The following is a 17,188-nucleotide window of genomic DNA, read 5'->3' on the forward strand; positions in this document are numbered from 1 at the left end:
CGATCAGTCAAGTGCTGCCAGCCGTGCCGCCTGGTCTTCCTCGGTCAGAGCGTCGATGATCTCGTCGAACTCACCCAGCATCACCCGATCGATCTTGTGCAGCGTCAGATTGATCCGATGATCGGTGACGCGGCCTTGCGGGAAATTGTAGGTGCGGATGCGCTCCGATCGATCACCCGTGCCGACCTGCGACTTCCGGTCCGCCGCGCGATCGGCCGCCAGGCTGGCGCGCGATTGTTCGTAGAGCCGCGCGCGCAGAATTTTCATCGCCTTGGCGCGGTTCTTGTGCTGGCTGCGCTCCTCCTGCATCGCCACGACGATGCCGGTGGGCATATGCGTGATTCGCACGGCGGATTCGGTCTTGTTGACATGCTGCCCGCCCGCGCCCGAAGCCCGATACACATCGATCCGCAAATCCGCTTCGTTGATTTCGACGTCGACCTCCTCGGCCTCGGGCAGCACCGCAACCGTGACGGTCGAGGTATGGATGCGGCCCTGCGTTTCGGTAGTCGGCACCCGCTGCACCCGGTGCACGCCGCTCTCGTATTTCAGCCGGGCGAACACCGACCGGCCGGTGATCTCGGCGATGCCTTCCTTGAGCCCGCCGAGCTCGGTCTCCGCATAATCCATGATCTCGAAGCGCCAGCCTTTCGCATCGGCATAGCGCTTGTAGGCTCCGAACAACTGGGCGGCGAACAACCCCGCCTCATCCCCGCCGGCGGCCGGGCGAACCTCCAGAATCGCCGCGCGGGCATCCGCCTCGTCGCGTGGCAGCAACGAGAGCGTGATCTCGCGTTCCAGCCGGGGCAGGCTCTCGCGCAAACTATCCAACTCGGCATCGGCCAGATCGCGCAGTTCGGGGTCGGCCCGCGCCGCTTCCGCTTCGGCCTGCGCCTTTTGCGCGGCGCGAAACTCGATCACCTGGGCCTCGATCGTCTCGATCTCCGCCAACTCGCGTGAGGCGGCGACGAACCGATCACCATCCAGCCCCGATGACAGCATCGCGCGCAGTTCGGCGGCGCGATCCACGATGCGGTCGAGTTTATCGGCAAGATTCATCGCAGCGCTGAAATCAGATCCGCGATGGCGACCTCGCGCTGGGTGCCGTCATCGAGCGTCTTGAGTGTCACCGCGCCGCGCGCCAGTTCATCCGCGCCGATCAGAACGGCGCGGTCTGCATTGATTTTATTGGCTCGATCAAGGCGCCGCTTGAGGTTGCCGCGGTAGGCGAGATCGGCCGCGATATCCGCGCTGCGTAACCGGTTCAGCAGATCGATCGCCACGCCCTGCTCGCCCTCGCTGAGCGGAATGATCGCCACCATGCGTTCAGCCGCCGGGGCTGTGGCGAGCAGCATGGCCAGGCGTTCGATGCCCGCACCCCAGCCGATGCCGGGCGTCGAGGGGCCGCCCATCTGCTCGACCAGCCCATCATAGCGGCCGCCGCCGAGCACGGTGCCCTGAGCACCCAGGCCCGTGCTGACGAATTCGAATGCGGTGTGATTGTAATAGTCAAAGCCGCGCACGATTCGCGGGTTTTCGATAAACTCGAGACCCAGCCGGGTGAGGGTGGATTTCAACCCGTCGTAGAATGCGGCCGAGGTCGCGTTGAGATGCTGATGGATCATCGGTGCGTCGGCCAGCAGCCTGATATCGCCGGCATCCTTGGAATCAAGGACCCGCAACGGGTTTTTGACGAGGCGCACACGGCTGTCCGCCGATAGGTCCGCCTCGTAGCGCGAGAGGTAGTCGACCAGCGCGGTGCGATAGGCATCGCGGCTCTCGCGGTCGCCGAGCGTGTTGATATTGAGCGTGACGCTCTCGGTGATGCCGAGTTCGCGCAGAATCTGCCAGCCACAGGCAATCGCCTCGGCATCCGCCAGCGGTTCGGCCGCACCGATGATCTCCATGCCGATCTGGTGAAACTGCCGGTACCGCCCTTTCTGGGGACGCTCGTAGCGAAACATTGGGCCGCTGTAGAAAATTTTCTGCGGCAGCGTCTGGGTCAGCCCGTTCGAGACCAGCGCGCGGCAGACCCCGGCGGTGCCTTCCGGGCGCAGGGTGATGCTGTCGCCACCGCGATCCTCGAACGTATACATCTCCTTGGTGACCACATCCGACGTCTCGCCGAGATTGCGCGCGAATACCGCGGTCGCCTCGAAAATCGGGGTGGACCATTCGGCGCAACCGTACAGCGCCGCAATCCGCCGCGCGGTCGCCACCACATGCGCATGACGGCGCTGGTCCTCACCGATCAGGTCCTGGGTGCCACGCACGGGTTGCAGCTTGGTCAAGGCAAGTGATCCTTCAAAATTCGGGGACGTGGCCGGTTTGCCGGAAATTCTCGCCTTTGAACAGCAGCGGCCTGGCGCGATCGGGGCGTTCCGCCCGGATTACCGGCGTGGCAGCGTGGTGATGCCGGGCAGGGCGGCGAGACGGTCGATCCATCGCGCAACACCATCCCAGCGCGACAGATCGAACCCGCCCTCATCGGCGCGATGCGTATACGCAAACAAAGCCAGATCGGCGATGGTCGGACTGTCACCGACCAGCCAGTGCGCATCCTTCAGACGGCGCTCCATGACATCGAGCGCCTGCGCCCCGCGCCGGGCGCATTCGGCCAGTCGCTCCGGATACAAATCGGCTTCCCGTCGCCAGGTGATCAGATTGCGCGCGACGGCAATATACGGCTCATGGCTGTATTGCTCGAAAAACAACCACTCATGCACCCGCGTGCGGGCCAGCGAGGGGGCCGGCAACCAGTGGGTCCCCTCCGCGAGATGCAGCAGGATCGCGTTGCTCTCGGTCAGGATCACATTGTCGTCGAGCACCAGAACCGGCACCTTGCCGTTCGGGTTGATCGCGAGGAACGCCTCGCTGCGGGTCGCACCGGCGTTGCTGTCGGTCTCGACCCACTCGAAATCCTGGCCGGTCAGGCGCAACATCGTGGCGACCTTCCAGCAATTGCCGGACATCGCCATGCCGTAGAGCCGCATCGGCTATTCCGCAGCCTGCTGCGCCGCCTCCTTCGCGAGAGCGGCCTCAGCCTGCAATTTGGCCGCCCGCGTCTCGACCAGCCCGACCACGTGATCGATCATCGCATCACCCTCGATCGTGTGATCGGTCTTGCCGGCCGCATAGACCATGTGCCGGCCGTTGCCGCCGCCGGTCACACCAAGGTCGGTCATCAGCGCCTCGCCCGGCCCGTTCACCACGCAGCCGATGATCGAAAGCGTGATCGGCGTTTCGATATGGGCCAGCCGGTCTTCCAGTTTGGCAACCGTGTCGATCACGTTGAACCCCTGCCGTGCACAGGACGGGCAGGAAATGATCCGCACACCGCGATGCCGGATGCCGAGTGATTTCAGAATATCCCAGCCGACCAGCACCTCTTCCTCGGGCTCGGCCGAAAGCGAGACCCGCATGGTATCCCCGATGCCGGCCCAGAGCAGCGATCCCAGCCCGATCGAGGATTTCACCGTGCCGGTGCGCCGCCCGCCGGCTTCGGTGATGCCGATATGCAGCGGGTGATCGCACACATCGGCGAGCTGCTGATACGCCGCCACCGCCATGAACACATCGGATGCTTTCACGCTGATCTTGAATTCGTGAAAATCGTGGTCCTGCAGGATTTTCGCGTGTTCGAGCGCCGATTCCACCAGGGCTTCCGGGTTCGGCTCGCCATATTTTTCCAGCAGATGGCGCTCCAGCGACCCCGCGTTGACGCCGATGCGGATCGAGCAACCGTAATCCCGCGCCGCCGTCACCACTTCGCGCACACGCTCGGCGCTGCCGATGTTGCCGGGGTTGATCCGCAGGCAGGCAGCGCCTGCCTTGGCGGCTTCGATCGCGCGTTTGTAGTGGAAATGAATATCCGCCACGATCGGCACGTTCACCTGGCGCACGATATCCGCCAGCGCCGCGGTGCTGGCTTCATCCGGGCAGGACACCCGCACGATATCGACCCCGGCGCGTTCCGCGCGGTGGATCTGCGCCACGGTCGCCGCCACGTCGTCGGTCAGCGTGTTGGTCATGGTCTGCACCGAAACCGGCGCGTCGCCTCCCACCTTGACCGCGCCCACGCTGATCTGGCGGGATTTGCGGCGGGTAATCATCTGATATTCTCGGTAATTCATGACTGTGTCTCGCGGTTATGGCGCCGTCTTCGGCACTTGTGGCGACGGTTGTGACGTCCCGGCAGGCGTGGCGGACGTCGATGTCGATGATGTCGGTGCGGTGGCCGCCGGAGTCAGCGGCACTTTGCGCATGACCGACCCGGCGTTGCCGAGCGGGCTGCCGCTCACGCCGTTATGGATCAGCACGGTACCGCCGGCATTGCCGGTGGTCAGCGTCAGGCCGGGCTCGTCGGGCACCGGCCAGGTCTCGCCGGCCTTCAAAACGCGGCTGAACAGTATGGTGCCGGTCGGCCCCCGAACCTGTACCCAGCTATCGGCGGTGGCGCTGATCACCAGCGGGCTGGCCTGATCCGATGCTGTGGACGCGGCGGACGATGCCACGCTGGTGGACGCCGCCGAAGCGGGAAGCGTCGTGCCCGTGGCGCCATTACTGGCCGCCGCCGGTTGCGTTCCGCCAGCCCCCGTGACTGCTGCCGTGGTTCCTGTGGACGCCGCCGGCGGATTGGTCGCTGCCGATCCATTGCCGCCGGGCGCGCTCCCTGCGGCAGCGGGCGTTGTCGTTGCGGTGCCGCCCGCGTTTGCACCGCTACCCGCCGAACCCTGCGCCGGCGGTGAGTTCGCCGGCACGTTCGCTGTGGCGGCGGTGGCATTCGGCTGGCTTGCCTGCCTGGCGACCGGCGCAGGCTGCTTCGGCACGGCCAGCGGTGCCAGCTTGGCCGGAACGGCCGGCACCATCTGAGCCATTTTAAGCTCATGCTCGGAATGGCGATACCACAGGAAATAAGCGCCAATGCCGATCACCGCGACGAGAAACACCACCGCCCCCGGGGGCACCGCGCGGTCGGGCACCGGTTCGGGAAACGTCAGATGCGGCTGTTTCGGCCGGGTCATGCCCTCGGCGCGAAAACGCCGCAGAATTTCCTCGGGGTCCAGCCCCATCGTCTCGGCATAGGAGCGGATAAACCCCGCAGCATAGGCCGGCGCGGGCAGGGCCGCGAGATCGCCGGCCTCGATCGCTTCGAGAAACGGCAGTCGAATTTTCAGCCGCGCCGCCAGATCCGGCAATTTCCAGCCCAACCGCTCGCGCACGCCGCGCAACTCCGAGCCCACCTTTGCCGGACCGCTGAGACCGGAGGCCTGGAAATCTGGAATCGTCATGTCGGTGTCGCGGTTGCCGTTCATACTATTCATCGCAGAAATCATCCGTAAGCCATATGACATGGTCTGCGGCGCTGCGCTGCCAACGCCAATCGGATCAAATGTTTACCCCGATCCGCTCAGATCGGCAAACCGTGCTCGCGCGCCCAGGCGGTCAATGGCTCGCGCAGCGAGGCGCCCGCCGCGCCGGCGCGGCGCAATTCCCGCAGCACCGGCCGCATCGCACCCAGATCGGCTGCTGCCAGCAATGCCTTGACGGGCAGGATAGCGGTGCCCGACATCGACAGCGTGTCCACCCCGATGGCGGCGAACACCAGCGCATCGAGCGGCCGGCCCGCCGCTTCGCCGCAAATCGAAAACCCCACCTCTTCCTCGGCGCAGGCCGCCGCCAGACCTTCGATTAGTTCGAGCACCGGGGCGGACAGCACATCGTAGCGGCCCGCCAGCTTCGGTGTGCCGCGATCGGCGGCGAATAAAAACTGCATCAGATCATTGGTGCCGAGCGATATGAAATCCGCCTCGGCCAGCAAGCCGGGCAACTGGAACAGCAACGCCGGCACCTCGAGCATGGTACCGACCTCGATCTCGGTCGGCTTCTCATCCAGCTTGGCGGCTTCGGCTTCCAGCAGGTCGCGCGCCGCGCGGAATTCAGCGACCGTCGCCACCATCGGAAACATGATCGACAGCCGATGTCCGGCCGCACCCATCAGCAGCGCGCGCAACTGCTTGCGGAGTATGGCCGGCCGATCGAGCCCGACCCGCAGGGAGCGCCACCCCATCGCCGGATTTTCTACCGCGTCATCGGCTTCGCCCGGCAGCATCTTGTCGGCACCCAGGTCGAGGGTGCGAAACACTACCCGTTGCCCTGCCGCGCGCTCGATCACGCGCCGGTAATCAGCCGCCTGCGCGGCGACGCCGGGCACGCGCGCGGCGGCAAGAGCCGCAATTTCAGTACGATACAGCCCGATCCCTTCAGCGCCGGTGCGGGCCAGCTGATCGAGTTCGAACGCGAGGCCGACATTGAGCATCAGCGTCAGCCGGGTGCCATCCAGCGTGGCGGCCGGGCGGTCGCGATACACGCTCAACTCCGCCGCGCGCGAGGAACGGGCGGCGAGGGCGCGCTCGTATAAGGCGGTCACTTCCGGGTCCGGTCGCAGGATCAGCGCGCCGGATTCCGCATCGAGCAGCACGGCATCGCCCTGCTGGGCCGCCTCGGTGGCGCCGGCCTCGACCGCGAGAGCCGGAATATCGAGCGCGCGTGCCAGAATCGCCGCATGGCCGCCGGCGCTTGCCTCCTCGATCGCCACCCCCGCGATCCCGCGCCGATGCCAATCGAGCAATTCCGCCGGCCCCAGCCGCCGCACGATTAGGATCATGCCGCTCGCATCATCCGGCTTGGCGGTCCCGGCGCCGAGCGCGGTCAGCATCCGCTCGATCATGTCCTCGACATCGGCCAACCGCTCACGCAGATACGGATCGGCGATCTTGCGCATGCGCCGCCGCAGTTCGGACCCGACCTGGTCGACCGCGGCTTCGGCGGTCAACCCGTCGGCGATCGCGCTGCGCACCCGCTCCAGCCAGCCGGTGCCCTGCGAGATCAGCCGATACGCATCGAGCACCTCGCGCGTCGCGTGGCCCTGCGGCAGATGATCCGCCATCAGCGTATCGAGGCTCTGCTCCGCCTCGGTCATTGCCTGTTCGAGCCGCGCGATCTCGGCTGCCGGATCATCGGCCAGCACATGGCGCGGCCCGGTCGAGCGACCGAACGGCAAGGCGCTGCCCCGCACGATGCCTGGCGCCAGCGGATGCCCGGCATACCGGCGCGAGAGGGAATCGCCGAGGCCGGTCGGCGCGATATTACCGGCACCCTGGGCCGACAATATCTCGCCCAGCAGCATGGCGATGGTCGAAATCGTCTCGACTTCGAACGTATCATACTGGCGCGGCTCGATGTTCTGCACCGCAATCACGCCCAGCGTGCGCCCGGCGCGGCGGATCGGCACCGCCAGCATCGAGGCGTAGCGATCCTCGCCGGTTTCCGGCCGGTAGGCGAATTCGGGATGATTCTGCGCATCCGGCAGGTTCATCAACTCACCCTTGGCCGCCGCCAGCCCGATGATGCCTTCACCCACGCGCAACCGCGTTCGTCCGACCGCGCCGATCCGCAGCCCATAGGTCGCGGCTAGTTCCAGCATCTCGCCCGGGCGGGCGACATAGATCGAGCAGACCTCGACCTCCAATTCGCTCGCGATCAGTTCGACCAGTTCCGCCAGGCTGGAATTGCCGCCGCTGAGCCGTTCGCGCAGTTTCGCGAACAGCCGTCGCGCCGCCGCGAACGGCTCGGCGCCCGATCCGGGCATGGCAGGATCAGGCGGCGTGGCTTCGAGCATCTGTGCGTGCCACCGGGGCATGGCGCGCGGCATATGCGGCCTCGGCCTGGCCGATCAGCTCCGCAATGATCGCCGCCACCGGCTGGATCGCGGTGACCATTCCGACCGATTGCCCCGCCATGACCGATCCCTGCTCGACATCGCCATCGATCACCGCGCGGCGCAGCGCCCCGGCCCAGAAATGCTCGATCGAAAGCTGTGCCGCCTCCTTTGTCAGTTCGCCTGACTGAAACCGCTTCAGCGTCGCCGCCTGATGCGCCAGGAAATTGCGGGTCCCTTCATTCGCCAGGCCGCGCACTGGAATCACCGGAAACTGCGCATCCAGCTGCACCGAAGGCACCGCATCGCGCGCATTCGCCCGCACGAACGCTGCCTTGAACTTTTCATGTGCAATGCTTTCGGTCGCGGCGGCAAACCGGGTGCCGAGCTGCACGCCCGCAGCACCCATTTCCAGAAATGCCAGAATCGCCTCGCCGCGCCCGATGCCGCCGGCCACGAATACCGGCACCTCGCGGATCACCGGCAGAATCTCCTGCGCCAGTACCGTCAATGAAACCGGCCCGATATGCCCGCCCGCTTCGGACCCTTCGATCACCAGCGCATCGGCGCCGGATTTGATCAGCCGTTTGGCCAGCACCAGCGCCGGCGCAAAACACACCAGCCTCGCCCCGCTGTCGCGCACCGCCCGCACCGCGGCACCCGACGGCACGCCGCCCGCCAGCACGACATGGCCGACCTCATGGCGGATGCAAACCTCGATCAGTTCGAGCAACTGCGGATGCATCGTGATCAGATTGACGCCGAACGGCTTGCCGGTCAGCGCCTTGGTCGCGCTGATCTCGGCATCCAGCAGGGCCGGGTTCATCGAACCGCAGGCGATCACCCCGAACCCGCCGGCGTTGGAAATCGCCGAAACCAGGTGCCGCTCGCTCACCCAGCTCATCGCCCCGCCCATGATCGCGGTCTCGGTGCCGAGGAAGTCGCAGCCGCGCGCCCAGAGCTGATCGAGTGCATTCATCAGGCGACATCCAATCCATAAGCGGTGTGCAGGGCGCGCACCGCGAGTTCGGTATATTCCGCCGCGATCAGCACGCTGACTTTGATCTCGCTGGTCGAGATCACCAGTATATTGATCCCCCGGCCCGCCAGCGCACGAAACATCGTGCCAGCGACGCCCGCATGGCTGCGCATGCCGACGCCGACCACCGATATTTTCGCAACATCCGCATCGATCGAAAGATCGGCATACTGGATTTCGGGGTGCATCGATTCCAGCACGGCGCGCGCGCGCGGCAGTTCGGTCTTGTTCAGCGTGAACGTCATGTCGGTCGTGCCGTCCTCGGACACGTTCTGCACGATCATATCGACATTGATGCTCGCCTCGGCCAGCGGCCCGAACACGGCGGCGGCCACACCGGGCCGGTCCGGCACGCGGCGGACGGTAACCTTGGCCTCGTCCCGCGAATAGGCGATGCCGGCGACGATTTCCTGTTCCACGATTTCATCCTCATCAACGACCAGTGTCCCCGGCGCCTCGGAAAAACTGGACAACACCTGCACCCGAACCCGCTCCTTCATAGCGAGTTCGACGGAACGCGTCTGCAACACCTTGGCACCAACCGAAGCCAGCTCCAACATCTCCTCATAGGTGATCGCCGCAAGTTTGCGTGCCTTGCGCACGATCCGCGGATCGGTGGTGTAGACACCATCGACATCGGTATAGATATCACACCGGTCCGCCCCGATCGCCGCCGCCACCGCGACCGCCGAGGTATCGGACCCGCCGCGCCCGAGCGTGGTGATCCGCTTGTCCGGCCCGATGCCTTGAAACCCGGCAATCACCGGCACCTGGCCCGCCTGCATCCGTCTGATCAGCTCCGCACCGTCGATCGAATTGATCCGCGCCTTGCCGTGCTGCCCGTCGGTTGCCACCGGCACCTGCCAGCCGGTCCAGGACCGTGCCTCGACCCCCAGCGTTTGCAAGGCGATCGCGAGCAACCCGACGGTGACCTGCTCGCCGGTCGCCACCACGGTGTCGTATTCGCGCGCATCGTACAGCGGGGATAATTCCTGGCACCACGCGACCAGCTGATTGGTGGCCCCCGCCATCGCCGATGTCACAACCGCAACCTCATGCCCGTCATCGACCATGCGCTTGACGCGGGACGCCACATTGCGAATCCGGTCCAGATCGGCGACCGATGTGCCGCCGAATTTCATCACGATACGCGCCATAACAATCCGTTCGTTGCCGTGGGTATTTTGGTTGACTTTGGGCGGGACGCTTGCCGGTTTGCCCCGCCGGGCTCACATGAACTTCGCGTCCCCATACCGGGCGGGACGGCGAAGGGCAATGCGAGGCGGCATGATCATCACGGAACGGCAAGGAACCACCGATCGGCGCGAAGTCGAAAAATTTGACGCGCTGGCGGCCCGCTGGTGGGACAGGACCGGCCCGATGCGCCCGCTGCATGCCATGAACCCCGCCCGCACCGCCTGGATCATGCAGCGTATCCGCGCGCGGTTCGGCACTGATCCCATCGATCTGCTCGATGTCGGCTGCGGCGCCGGACTGCTCGCCGAAAGCCTCGCTCGGGCCGGCTGCCGCGTCACCGGCATCGATGCCGCCGGCGAAGCCATCGCCGCCGCCCGCGCGCATGCGTCCGGCCAGGGTCTGCCCATCGCCTACCGCGCCGCTGAAACCGATGATCTGCTCGCCGAGGGTGCGCGCTTTCCCGTGGTGACCGCGCTCGAAGTGATCGAACACGTCCCCGATCCGCAGGCGTTTCTGGCAAGCCTCGCCCGCCTGCTCGCACCCGGCGGCCTGCTCTTTCTGTCCACGCTGAACCGTACGCCGCAATCCTTCATCATCGCCAAACTGGGTGCCGAGCACCTGCTCCGCCTGCTGCCGGTCGGCACGCATTCCTGGGCGCGCTTCATCACACCCGGCGAATTGTCGATCATGTGCCGTAACGCCGGCCTGCGCATGGGCGACATGGCGGGCCTCGTGCCCTCGCTGCGGGGCGGCGGGTTCCGGGAGTCGCGCAACCTGTCGGTAAATTATATCGGCGTCGCGCACGCGTGACCGGCCCTGAGGGTCGCGCCGCCCGCGCGCCCCTTGCGTTCGCCGGGCCGGCTCATGACATGCTGGCCCGCAACGATCTGTTTGAAAAGGAGACCGCGCATGACGGAGTCCACAAAAACCTGGTTCATCACCGGCTGTTCGACCGGCTTCGGCCGTGAATTGACCGAGGCCGTGCTCGAACGGGGTGGCCGGGTGATCGCAACCGCCCGCAACCTGAAAACCCTCGATGATCTGGGCCGCGCGCACCAGAACAACCTGCTCAAGCTGCAACTCGACGTCACCAGGCAAGCCGATGTCGATGCCGCGGTGGCCGCCGCCGAAGCCAGATTCGGCCGGATCGACGTGCTGGTGAACAACGCCGGCTACGGCTATCTCGCCGCGATCGAAGAGGGCGAGGATGAGGCGGTCCGCGCTTTGTTCGAGACCAATGTGTTCGGCCTGATCGCCATGACCAAGGCGGTCCTGCCCGGCATGCGCAAACGCAAGAGCGGCCATATCGTCAATATCTCCTCGATCGACGGTCTCGTCAGCTTCGGGGCCACGGGCTACTACCACGCGACCAAATTCGCGGTCGAAGGCCTGTCCCAATCGCTCGCGATCGAAGGCAAACCGCTCGGCATCAAGGTCACGATCGTCGAGCCCGGGCCGTTCCGTACCGACTGGGCCGGCCGCTCGATCGTGCAATCGGCCACCCATATCGAGGATTACGCGGAGACCGCCGGCGTCCGCCGCCGTGAAACCGCGGCCCGCAGCGGTAAACAGCCCGGCGATCCGCGCCGCGGCGCGGAGGCGATGATCGCCGCGGTCGAAGCCGCCGAACCACCGCTGCATCTGGTGCTCGGCCGCCCCGCGCTCGAACTCGCGCGCAAACACGTTGCAACGCTCGGCGCCGAGCTTGAAAAATGGCAGGATCTGACGCTCTCGGCCGACTTCCCGGAGCATCAGAACGCCGCCTGATCGCGCTGATGCCAACTCGATAACGCTGTGAAACGCCGCCTCGGCATGGCCGCCGAGGCGGCGGCCCTCCATCAGGGCGATCAGCGTTCGGCAGCGCTCAGGCCAGTTGCATTCCCTGATGCGCCAGCAGATCGCGATACGGCCCCGGCCGCGCCGCCAGGGCGTCCGGCGCGCCTTGATCGACGATCCGTCCCTGTTCCATCACCACGATCCGGTCGAAATCCTTCACCGTCGACAGCCGATGCGCCACGGCAATCACCGTCCGCCCGTGCGCCAGCCGGGTCAGCGCCTCCTGCACCGATTTTTCGGATTCCGAATCCAGCGCCGAGGTCGCTTCATCCAGCAACAGGATCGGTGAGTCGCATAAAAACGCCCGCGCGATCGCGATGCGCTGGCGCTGGCCGCCCGACAATTTCATCCCCCGCTCGCCCACCATGGTGTTGAACCGATCGGGCAGCTTGCGAATGAAGCTCATGCATTCCGCCGCCTCGGCGGCCGCGCGCACCTCGGCATCCGTGGCGGATGGCTTGCCGTAGCGGATATTCTCCAGCACCGAGCGGTGAAACAACTGCACATCCTGCGACACCACCGCAATCGCCCCGGCCAGTCTGGCCTGGGTGCGGGTGGATATATCCTCGCCATCGATCAGGATCTGCCCTTCCGGCAGGTCGAACTGGCGTTGCAGCAAGGCCAGCAGCGTGGTTTTACCCGACCCCGAACGCCCGACCAGCCCGATTTTCTCGCCCGGCTGGATGTCGAGTGAAAAATCCCGCAGCAGCACGTCGCTGTCTGGATAGGCGAATTCGATATGCCGGAAACTGATCGCCCCGCGCCGTACTTCGAGCGGCGGCGCATCGGGATCGTCCACCATGTCATGCGGCACCAGCAGCGCCTTCAGCGCATCGGTCAGCCGTGCGAAATCCTGCACCATCTCGACCAGGGCGACCGCCAGATCGCGCGTGCCGTGCAACACGGTAAAGCCCAGCGTAGTCACCAGCACCACATCGCCGGGCGAAACCCGCCCCAGCACCCATAAATGCAGCGTCCAGGCGAGCAGGGCGGAGGTCAGGCCGGCGGTGCACACTGCATGAAAGATCCGTAGTTTTTCGAGATAGCGCAGACTCTCCTGGCGCGCATCCATCTCGTTGCCCAGCCGGCCGGCAAACCGCCGCCGCTCGCGCCGCAACGCGCCGAAGGCGCGGACCACGCCGACGTTGTTGATCACATCGACCAGCTCGCCATCGACCGATGCGGCTTTGACCGCGTAATCCTTGTGCAGATCCTCGCCCCCTTCGGCCATCCGCTTGAGGATCAGCCCCAGTACCAGCGCCACCACCACCACGGTGAGCCCCATGATGGCATTGACCGAAATGAGCAGCACCATGGCACCGCCCACCGCAAACAACGGGGGCAGCACGTTCCAGAAGGTCAGGCTCTCGATTCGGAACACCGCATTGCCGGTCGCGGAAATCCGCCCCGCCAGCATCCCGGGCCGCCGCTCCGCGAAATACCCGTGCGAATGGCCGAGCATATGGTTGAACAGCCGGCGCCGGATGTCGCCGGTCACCACCACGAACGCCCGCGCCGCGACCCACCCGCCGACGCGCCAGGCCAGATTATCCGCCGCGATCAGTCCCGCCAGCAGCCCGAATGCCAGCCAGACCTCATCCACACGATGGGCTGCAAGCACATTGACCATGTTCTTGACGGCATATTGCGAGCCGATCGAGCAGCCCACCGCGACCATGACCGAGAACAGTACCACCATATGCGACCAGAACCGCCGCCGTGCCGCACCCAGAATAAAGCGGAGCGCGCTTTGCTGTTCGAGCGGCCGCTCCCTCACCATCATATCGCGTCGCCGAAGTGCCAAAACCCGCCTCGATGCCATGGATCCCATGGGCCAGATTGGCCCCGCAACCGTGGCAATTTTAGGCAGGCGGGAGGAAAACCACAGGAATTGACGATAATTTAATCCGTTTCGATCAGTCTGACCTCAATGCCTTTGCCACTTCCGCGACCGATGCCTCCAGCGCGCCCGGCGCGAACGGCGAGATCAACCCCGCCGACGCCACTAGTTCCAGAAACGGCGCTGACCCGCCACGCCGGCACAGCGCGATGTAATCCGCGAGCGCCACCGCGTAATTCTTGCGCGACCGTGTCCAGAACTGCAGGGCGCAGCACTGCGCCAGCGCATAATCGATCATGTAGAACGGCATCAGATATAAATGCAGCACCTGCTGCCACGACCCACCATCCGCACCATTGGCCAGATCGCCGTAATCGCGCCACGGCAGGTAGTGCCGTTCGAGCTTCCGCCACACCGCGCGGCGCTCAGCCGGCGTCATATCCGGGTTCGCATAGACCTCGTGCTGGAAATGATCGAGGCACGCGCCGTGCGGCAGAAACGTCAACGCGCCGATCAGGTGCATCTGGCGGTAGCGCGCTGCGGCATCTGTCCCGACCAGCAACTCGGCATGCGGATAGGCGAAAAATTCAAAACTCATCGAATGTATCTCGGCTGTTTCGCTCCCCGGCCAGAGATCATCGACGCTGGGCAGCGCCCGGCTGGAAAAATACTGAAACGCATGGCCCATCTCGTGCGTCAGCACGTCGATATCACCGCTGGTTCCCACGAAATTGGCAAAAATGAACGGCATGCCGACCGTATCGAAACTGGTGCAGAACCCGCCGTTGCCCTTGGCGGGCCGGTTCTTCAGATCGAGAAACCCACCCTGGTTCATCGCCTCATAAAACCGGGCAATCTCCGGGTCCATCCGATCATACATCGCCTGACCGGCCGCAACCAACTCATCATGCCCGCCCAGCGGCGTCGGGTTGCCGAGCGGATCGACGATGCGTTCGTCCCAGGCGAATACCTTGTCCCAGCCGAAAATCGTACGCCGCCGTTCCATAATCTGTGCGACCAGCGGCGTCACATGCGTCGCAATCGCGTCGCGATACCGGGCGACCTCATCGGGTCCGTAATCCAGCCGGCGCATCCGCTTGTAGGCGAGCGGAATGAAACTTTCATAGCCGAGTTTGCGTGCGATCCCGTGGCGCAACTTCACCAGCTCGTCATAAATCTGGTCCAGTTCCGCGGCATTCTCCCCGAAGAACGCATCGATCTTCTGTTCGGCCTCATGGCGCAGCGCACGATCGATATGCTCCCGGTACGGTGCCATCCCCTCGTAATTCACCGTTCTGCCATCGATCTCGATCTGCACCGAGGCGGTCAGTTCGGTGTAGCGCGCGGCGAGCTTGGCCTCCTGCTCCAGATCGGCCTCGATCTCCGGGCGGAAAATCCCGATGTCGAGGTCCCACAACGCGACCGCATTGGCACCCACCGCATGCACGATCGCGGTCCGGTCGTCATGGTCGAGCATGCGCCGTTTGAATGCGGTTTCATGGTTCTGCGCCGCCGGCAGCAATTCATCCCGATAATCGAGCGCCGCCTTCGCCCCGGCATCGTCGGTATTCTGCTGAAACCGCAGTTCGACGAGGGCTCCCCACGTCCCGATCTCGCGCCGCAACCGATCGAACCGCGCCGCCGCCTCGGCAATCTCGCCATCGTCGAACAGCGCGTTGATCGCGGCGTAATCGCGCGCGAGGCTCGCACGGTCCGGCGTCGGGGCAGTGATATCGGCAAAACGGATATTGGGTTCGTTGTCCATCCCTGATCAAACCAAGTTCGGCGCCGCCGCGCAATCCCGCCTAGCCGGCCCGCCCGAACATCCGCTCCAGATCGCCGCGCGTCAGTTTCAGCACGGTCGGGCGCCCGTGCGGACAGGTCTGCGACAGCGGCGTGGCCTCCATCGCGCGCAGCAGCGCCGCCATTTCCTCGAATCCCAGGCGCCGACCGGCGCGGATCGAACGGTGGCACGCGATGCGGATGAGCATCGCGTCGAGCCGCCCTTCCAGCGGGCCCGCGGTTCCTGTATCGGCGAGTGCATCGGCGATATCGCGCACCAGCGCCCGCGGATCGGCATTGCCCAAAGCGGCCGGAATCGCGCGGATCAGCACCGCCCCGGCGCCGAATCCCTCGAGCAGCACGCCGAGTTGCGCGAGCGATCCGGCACTGGCCATCAGCCGCGCGGCATCGTCATCCGCCATATCGAGCGGCACCGGCGACAACAATCCCTGGCTTGCAATCCCGCCGGCATCGCGCTCGGCGCGCAGCCGCAATTCGGTCAACCGCTCATGCGCGGCGTGCTGGTCGATCAGCACCAGCGACCCATCGGCGATCTGCGACAAAATATACGTGTCGAATACCTGGGCGATCGGCGTGCCGAGCGGAAACGCGCCGACCGGCTCCGCCGGTGCCGCCCGCCGCAGGCTCGGCGGCAGATCGAACGCGAGCGCCGTCTCCGCCTCCGCAAAGCCGCGCGCCGTCGCACCGGCCGGTGCTGGATAGCTCCAACTTGCCCGCCCGCCGCCGCCCAGGCGCAGCGCCGGGGCGGCGGCGACCCCGGCCGGCGTCGCCAGATGACGCTGCACCGCGCCGATCAACAGGCTGCGCACCGCATCCGGCGCTGCAAACCGCAATTCGGATTTCGCCGGATGCACATTGACATCGAGTTGCTCGGGCGGAATGTCGAGCCAGAGTGCCGCCAGCGGATGCCGCCCGGCCGGGATCAGATCGCGATACGCCACCCGCAGCGCCATTCGCAGCAGCGGGTCGCGCACCGGCCGCGCATTGACCATCATGTGCTGATGCCGCGCCGTCGCCCGCGTCACGCTGGCGGGCGAGACGAAGCCGCTGATCGTGATATCCTCGCGCGTCGCCGCCAGCGCGACCAGCGCCTCGGCGTCACCGCGCCCGTACAATGCCGCGACCCGCGCCCGCCGATTCTGCGCGGGCACGTCGAAACTGGTGGTCCCATCGATGCTCAGCGCGAACGCGACATCCGCCGCCGCCAGCGCCAGATGCCGCACCGCATCGGCGCAGGCGGCGGTTTCCGATGCCACCGAGCGCAGGAATTTCCGCCGCGCCGGCGTGGCATAGAACAGATCTTCCACGATCGCGCTGGTGCCGAACGGAGCCGCCACCGGCACGATCTCGCTCACCGCGCCGCCCGCCACCACAATTTGGGCCGCCGCATCCTGGCCGCGCGGCCGCGACACCAGCGTCAGCCGCGCCGCCGCCCCGATCGAAGGCAGCGCCTCGCCGCGAAACCCGAGGGTCGCGATCCGCACCAGCGCCTCATCGGACAGTTTGGAGGTGGCGTGCCGGGTGATTGCAAGCGCCAGTTCCGCTTCGGGGATGCCGCTGCCATCGTCGGTGACCTCGATCCGCGCGATGCCGCCGCCGTCGATCCGCACGGCAATCCGCCGCGCGCCGGCATCCAGCGCGTTCTCGACCAGTTCCTTGACCGCGGCGGCCGGCCGTTCGATCACTTCGCCGGCAGCGATTCGGTTGATGGTGGCGGGGGCTAGGAGTCGGATCGGCATGCGACCATGTAAAG

The 17,188-nt window shown here is 65.9% G+C and carries 13 protein-coding genes; 2 read left to right on the forward strand and 11 right to left on the reverse strand.

The annotated features are described in order from the left end of the window. Positions 1-3 precede the first annotated feature (3 nt). The 8 genes from prfA to AruPA_RS04515 all read right to left on the reverse strand — a co-directional run bounded on the left by prfA (position 4) and on the right by AruPA_RS04515 (position 9,916). A complete protein-coding gene (prfA, locus tag AruPA_RS04480; RefSeq protein ID WP_265635426.1) occupies positions 4-1,059 on the reverse strand; it encodes a peptide chain release factor 1 in 1,056 nt (351 codons plus the stop codon). Next, a complete protein-coding gene (gene hisS / locus AruPA_RS04485; RefSeq protein WP_265635427.1) occupies positions 1,056-2,291 on the reverse strand; it encodes a histidine--tRNA ligase in 1,236 nt (411 codons plus the stop codon). Before hisS ends, prfA begins: the two co-directional genes overlap by 4 nt. 99 nt (positions 2,292-2,390) lie before the next feature. After that, positions 2,391-2,993, reverse strand: a complete 603-nt coding sequence (locus AruPA_RS04490) for a glutathione S-transferase family protein (RefSeq protein ID WP_265635428.1) — start codon at positions 2,991-2,993, stop codon at positions 2,391-2,393. Between the two features lie 3 nt (positions 2,994-2,996). Continuing rightward, complete coding sequence (gene ispG / locus AruPA_RS04495) at positions 2,997-4,133, reverse strand: flavodoxin-dependent (E)-4-hydroxy-3-methylbut-2-enyl-diphosphate synthase (RefSeq protein WP_265635430.1); 1,137 nt, start codon at positions 4,131-4,133, stop codon at positions 2,997-2,999. 15 nt (positions 4,134-4,148) lie between these two features. Continuing rightward, positions 4,149-5,324: a helix-turn-helix domain-containing protein gene (locus AruPA_RS04500; protein ID WP_265635432.1), complete on the reverse strand. Its 1,176-nt coding sequence runs from the start codon at positions 5,322-5,324 to the stop codon at positions 4,149-4,151. 86 nt (positions 5,325-5,410) lie between these two features. Beyond that, positions 5,411-7,681: a phosphoenolpyruvate--protein phosphotransferase gene (gene ptsP, locus AruPA_RS04505; RefSeq protein WP_265635433.1), complete on the reverse strand. Its 2,271-nt coding sequence runs from the start codon at positions 7,679-7,681 to the stop codon at positions 5,411-5,413. Then, positions 7,659-8,699, reverse strand: a complete 1,041-nt coding sequence (locus tag AruPA_RS04510; protein ID WP_265635435.1) for a nitronate monooxygenase family protein — start codon at positions 8,697-8,699, stop codon at positions 7,659-7,661. Before AruPA_RS04510 ends, ptsP begins: the two co-directional genes overlap by 23 nt. Then, the gene (locus AruPA_RS04515) at positions 8,699-9,916 is read right to left on the reverse strand and encodes an aspartate kinase (protein WP_265635437.1); all 1,218 of its coding nucleotides are present in this window, start codon (positions 9,914-9,916) and stop codon (positions 8,699-8,701) included. The genes AruPA_RS04510 and AruPA_RS04515 overlap by 1 nt, the downstream gene beginning before the upstream one ends. A 130-nt stretch (positions 9,917-10,046) precedes the next feature. On the opposite strand from AruPA_RS04515, the gene ubiG reads away from it, so the two are divergent. Continuing rightward, positions 10,047-10,766 (forward strand): bifunctional 2-polyprenyl-6-hydroxyphenol methylase/3-demethylubiquinol 3-O-methyltransferase UbiG, encoded by a 720-nt coding sequence (ubiG, locus tag AruPA_RS04520; protein ID WP_265635439.1) that lies wholly within the window; start codon positions 10,047-10,049, stop codon positions 10,764-10,766. Positions 10,767-10,865: 99 nt separating this feature from the next. Further along, positions 10,866-11,723, forward strand: a complete 858-nt coding sequence (locus AruPA_RS04525; protein WP_265635441.1) for an oxidoreductase — start codon at positions 10,866-10,868, stop codon at positions 11,721-11,723. A 97-nt stretch (positions 11,724-11,820) separates the two neighbouring features. On the opposite strand, the gene AruPA_RS04530 is transcribed toward AruPA_RS04525, so the two are convergent. From AruPA_RS04530 to mutL, 3 genes are all read right to left on the reverse strand, one after another. Next, positions 11,821-13,575, reverse strand: coding sequence for an ABC transporter ATP-binding protein (locus tag AruPA_RS04530; RefSeq protein WP_265635443.1), 1,755 nt, complete (start codon positions 13,573-13,575; stop codon positions 11,821-11,823). A 133-nt stretch (positions 13,576-13,708) separates the two neighbouring features. After that, positions 13,709-15,397: a M3 family oligoendopeptidase gene (locus AruPA_RS04535; RefSeq protein WP_265635445.1), complete on the reverse strand. Its 1,689-nt coding sequence runs from the start codon at positions 15,395-15,397 to the stop codon at positions 13,709-13,711. A gap of 40 nt (positions 15,398-15,437) precedes the next feature. Further along, positions 15,438-17,174, reverse strand: coding sequence for a DNA mismatch repair endonuclease MutL (gene mutL, locus AruPA_RS04540; protein ID WP_265635447.1), 1,737 nt, complete (start codon positions 17,172-17,174; stop codon positions 15,438-15,440). Positions 17,175-17,188: the final 14 nt, after the last annotated feature.

This window comes from Acidiphilium sp. PA, assembly GCF_026191915.1.
Taxonomy (GTDB): domain Bacteria; phylum Pseudomonadota; class Alphaproteobacteria; order Acetobacterales; family Acetobacteraceae; genus Acidiphilium.

What these genes read in the sequence shown, in the direction of transcription:
- AruPA_RS04535 (WP_265635445.1), bottom strand. Translation starts at nt 15,397, where the DNA reads ATGGACAACGAACCCAATATCCGTTTTGCCGATATCACTGCCCCGACG.
- ptsP (WP_265635433.1), bottom strand. Translation starts at nt 7,681, where the DNA reads ATGCTCGAAGCCACGCCGCCTGATCCTGCCATGCCCGGATCGGGCGCC.
- AruPA_RS04500 (WP_265635432.1), bottom strand. Translation starts at nt 5,324, where the DNA reads ATGAATAGTATGAACGGCAACCGCGACACCGACATGACGATTCCAGAT.
- ubiG (WP_265635439.1), top strand. Translation starts at nt 10,047, where the DNA reads ATGATCATCACGGAACGGCAAGGAACCACCGATCGGCGCGAAGTCGAA.
- AruPA_RS04490 (WP_265635428.1), bottom strand. Translation starts at nt 2,993, where the DNA reads ATGCGGCTCTACGGCATGGCGATGTCCGGCAATTGCTGGAAGGTCGCC.
- AruPA_RS04510 (WP_265635435.1), bottom strand. Translation starts at nt 8,699, where the DNA reads ATGAATGCACTCGATCAGCTCTGGGCGCGCGGCTGCGACTTCCTCGGC.
- ispG (WP_265635430.1), bottom strand. Translation starts at nt 4,133, where the DNA reads ATGAATTACCGAGAATATCAGATGATTACCCGCCGCAAATCCCGCCAG.
- prfA (WP_265635426.1), bottom strand. Translation starts at nt 1,059, where the DNA reads ATGAATCTTGCCGATAAACTCGACCGCATCGTGGATCGCGCCGCCGAA.
- AruPA_RS04515 (WP_265635437.1), bottom strand. Translation starts at nt 9,916, where the DNA reads ATGGCGCGTATCGTGATGAAATTCGGCGGCACATCGGTCGCCGATCTG.
- mutL (WP_265635447.1), bottom strand. Translation starts at nt 17,174, where the DNA reads ATGCCGATCCGACTCCTAGCCCCCGCCACCATCAACCGAATCGCTGCC.
- AruPA_RS04530 (WP_265635443.1), bottom strand. Translation starts at nt 13,575, where the DNA reads ATGATGGTGAGGGAGCGGCCGCTCGAACAGCAAAGCGCGCTCCGCTTT.
- AruPA_RS04525 (WP_265635441.1), top strand. Translation starts at nt 10,866, where the DNA reads ATGACGGAGTCCACAAAAACCTGGTTCATCACCGGCTGTTCGACCGGC.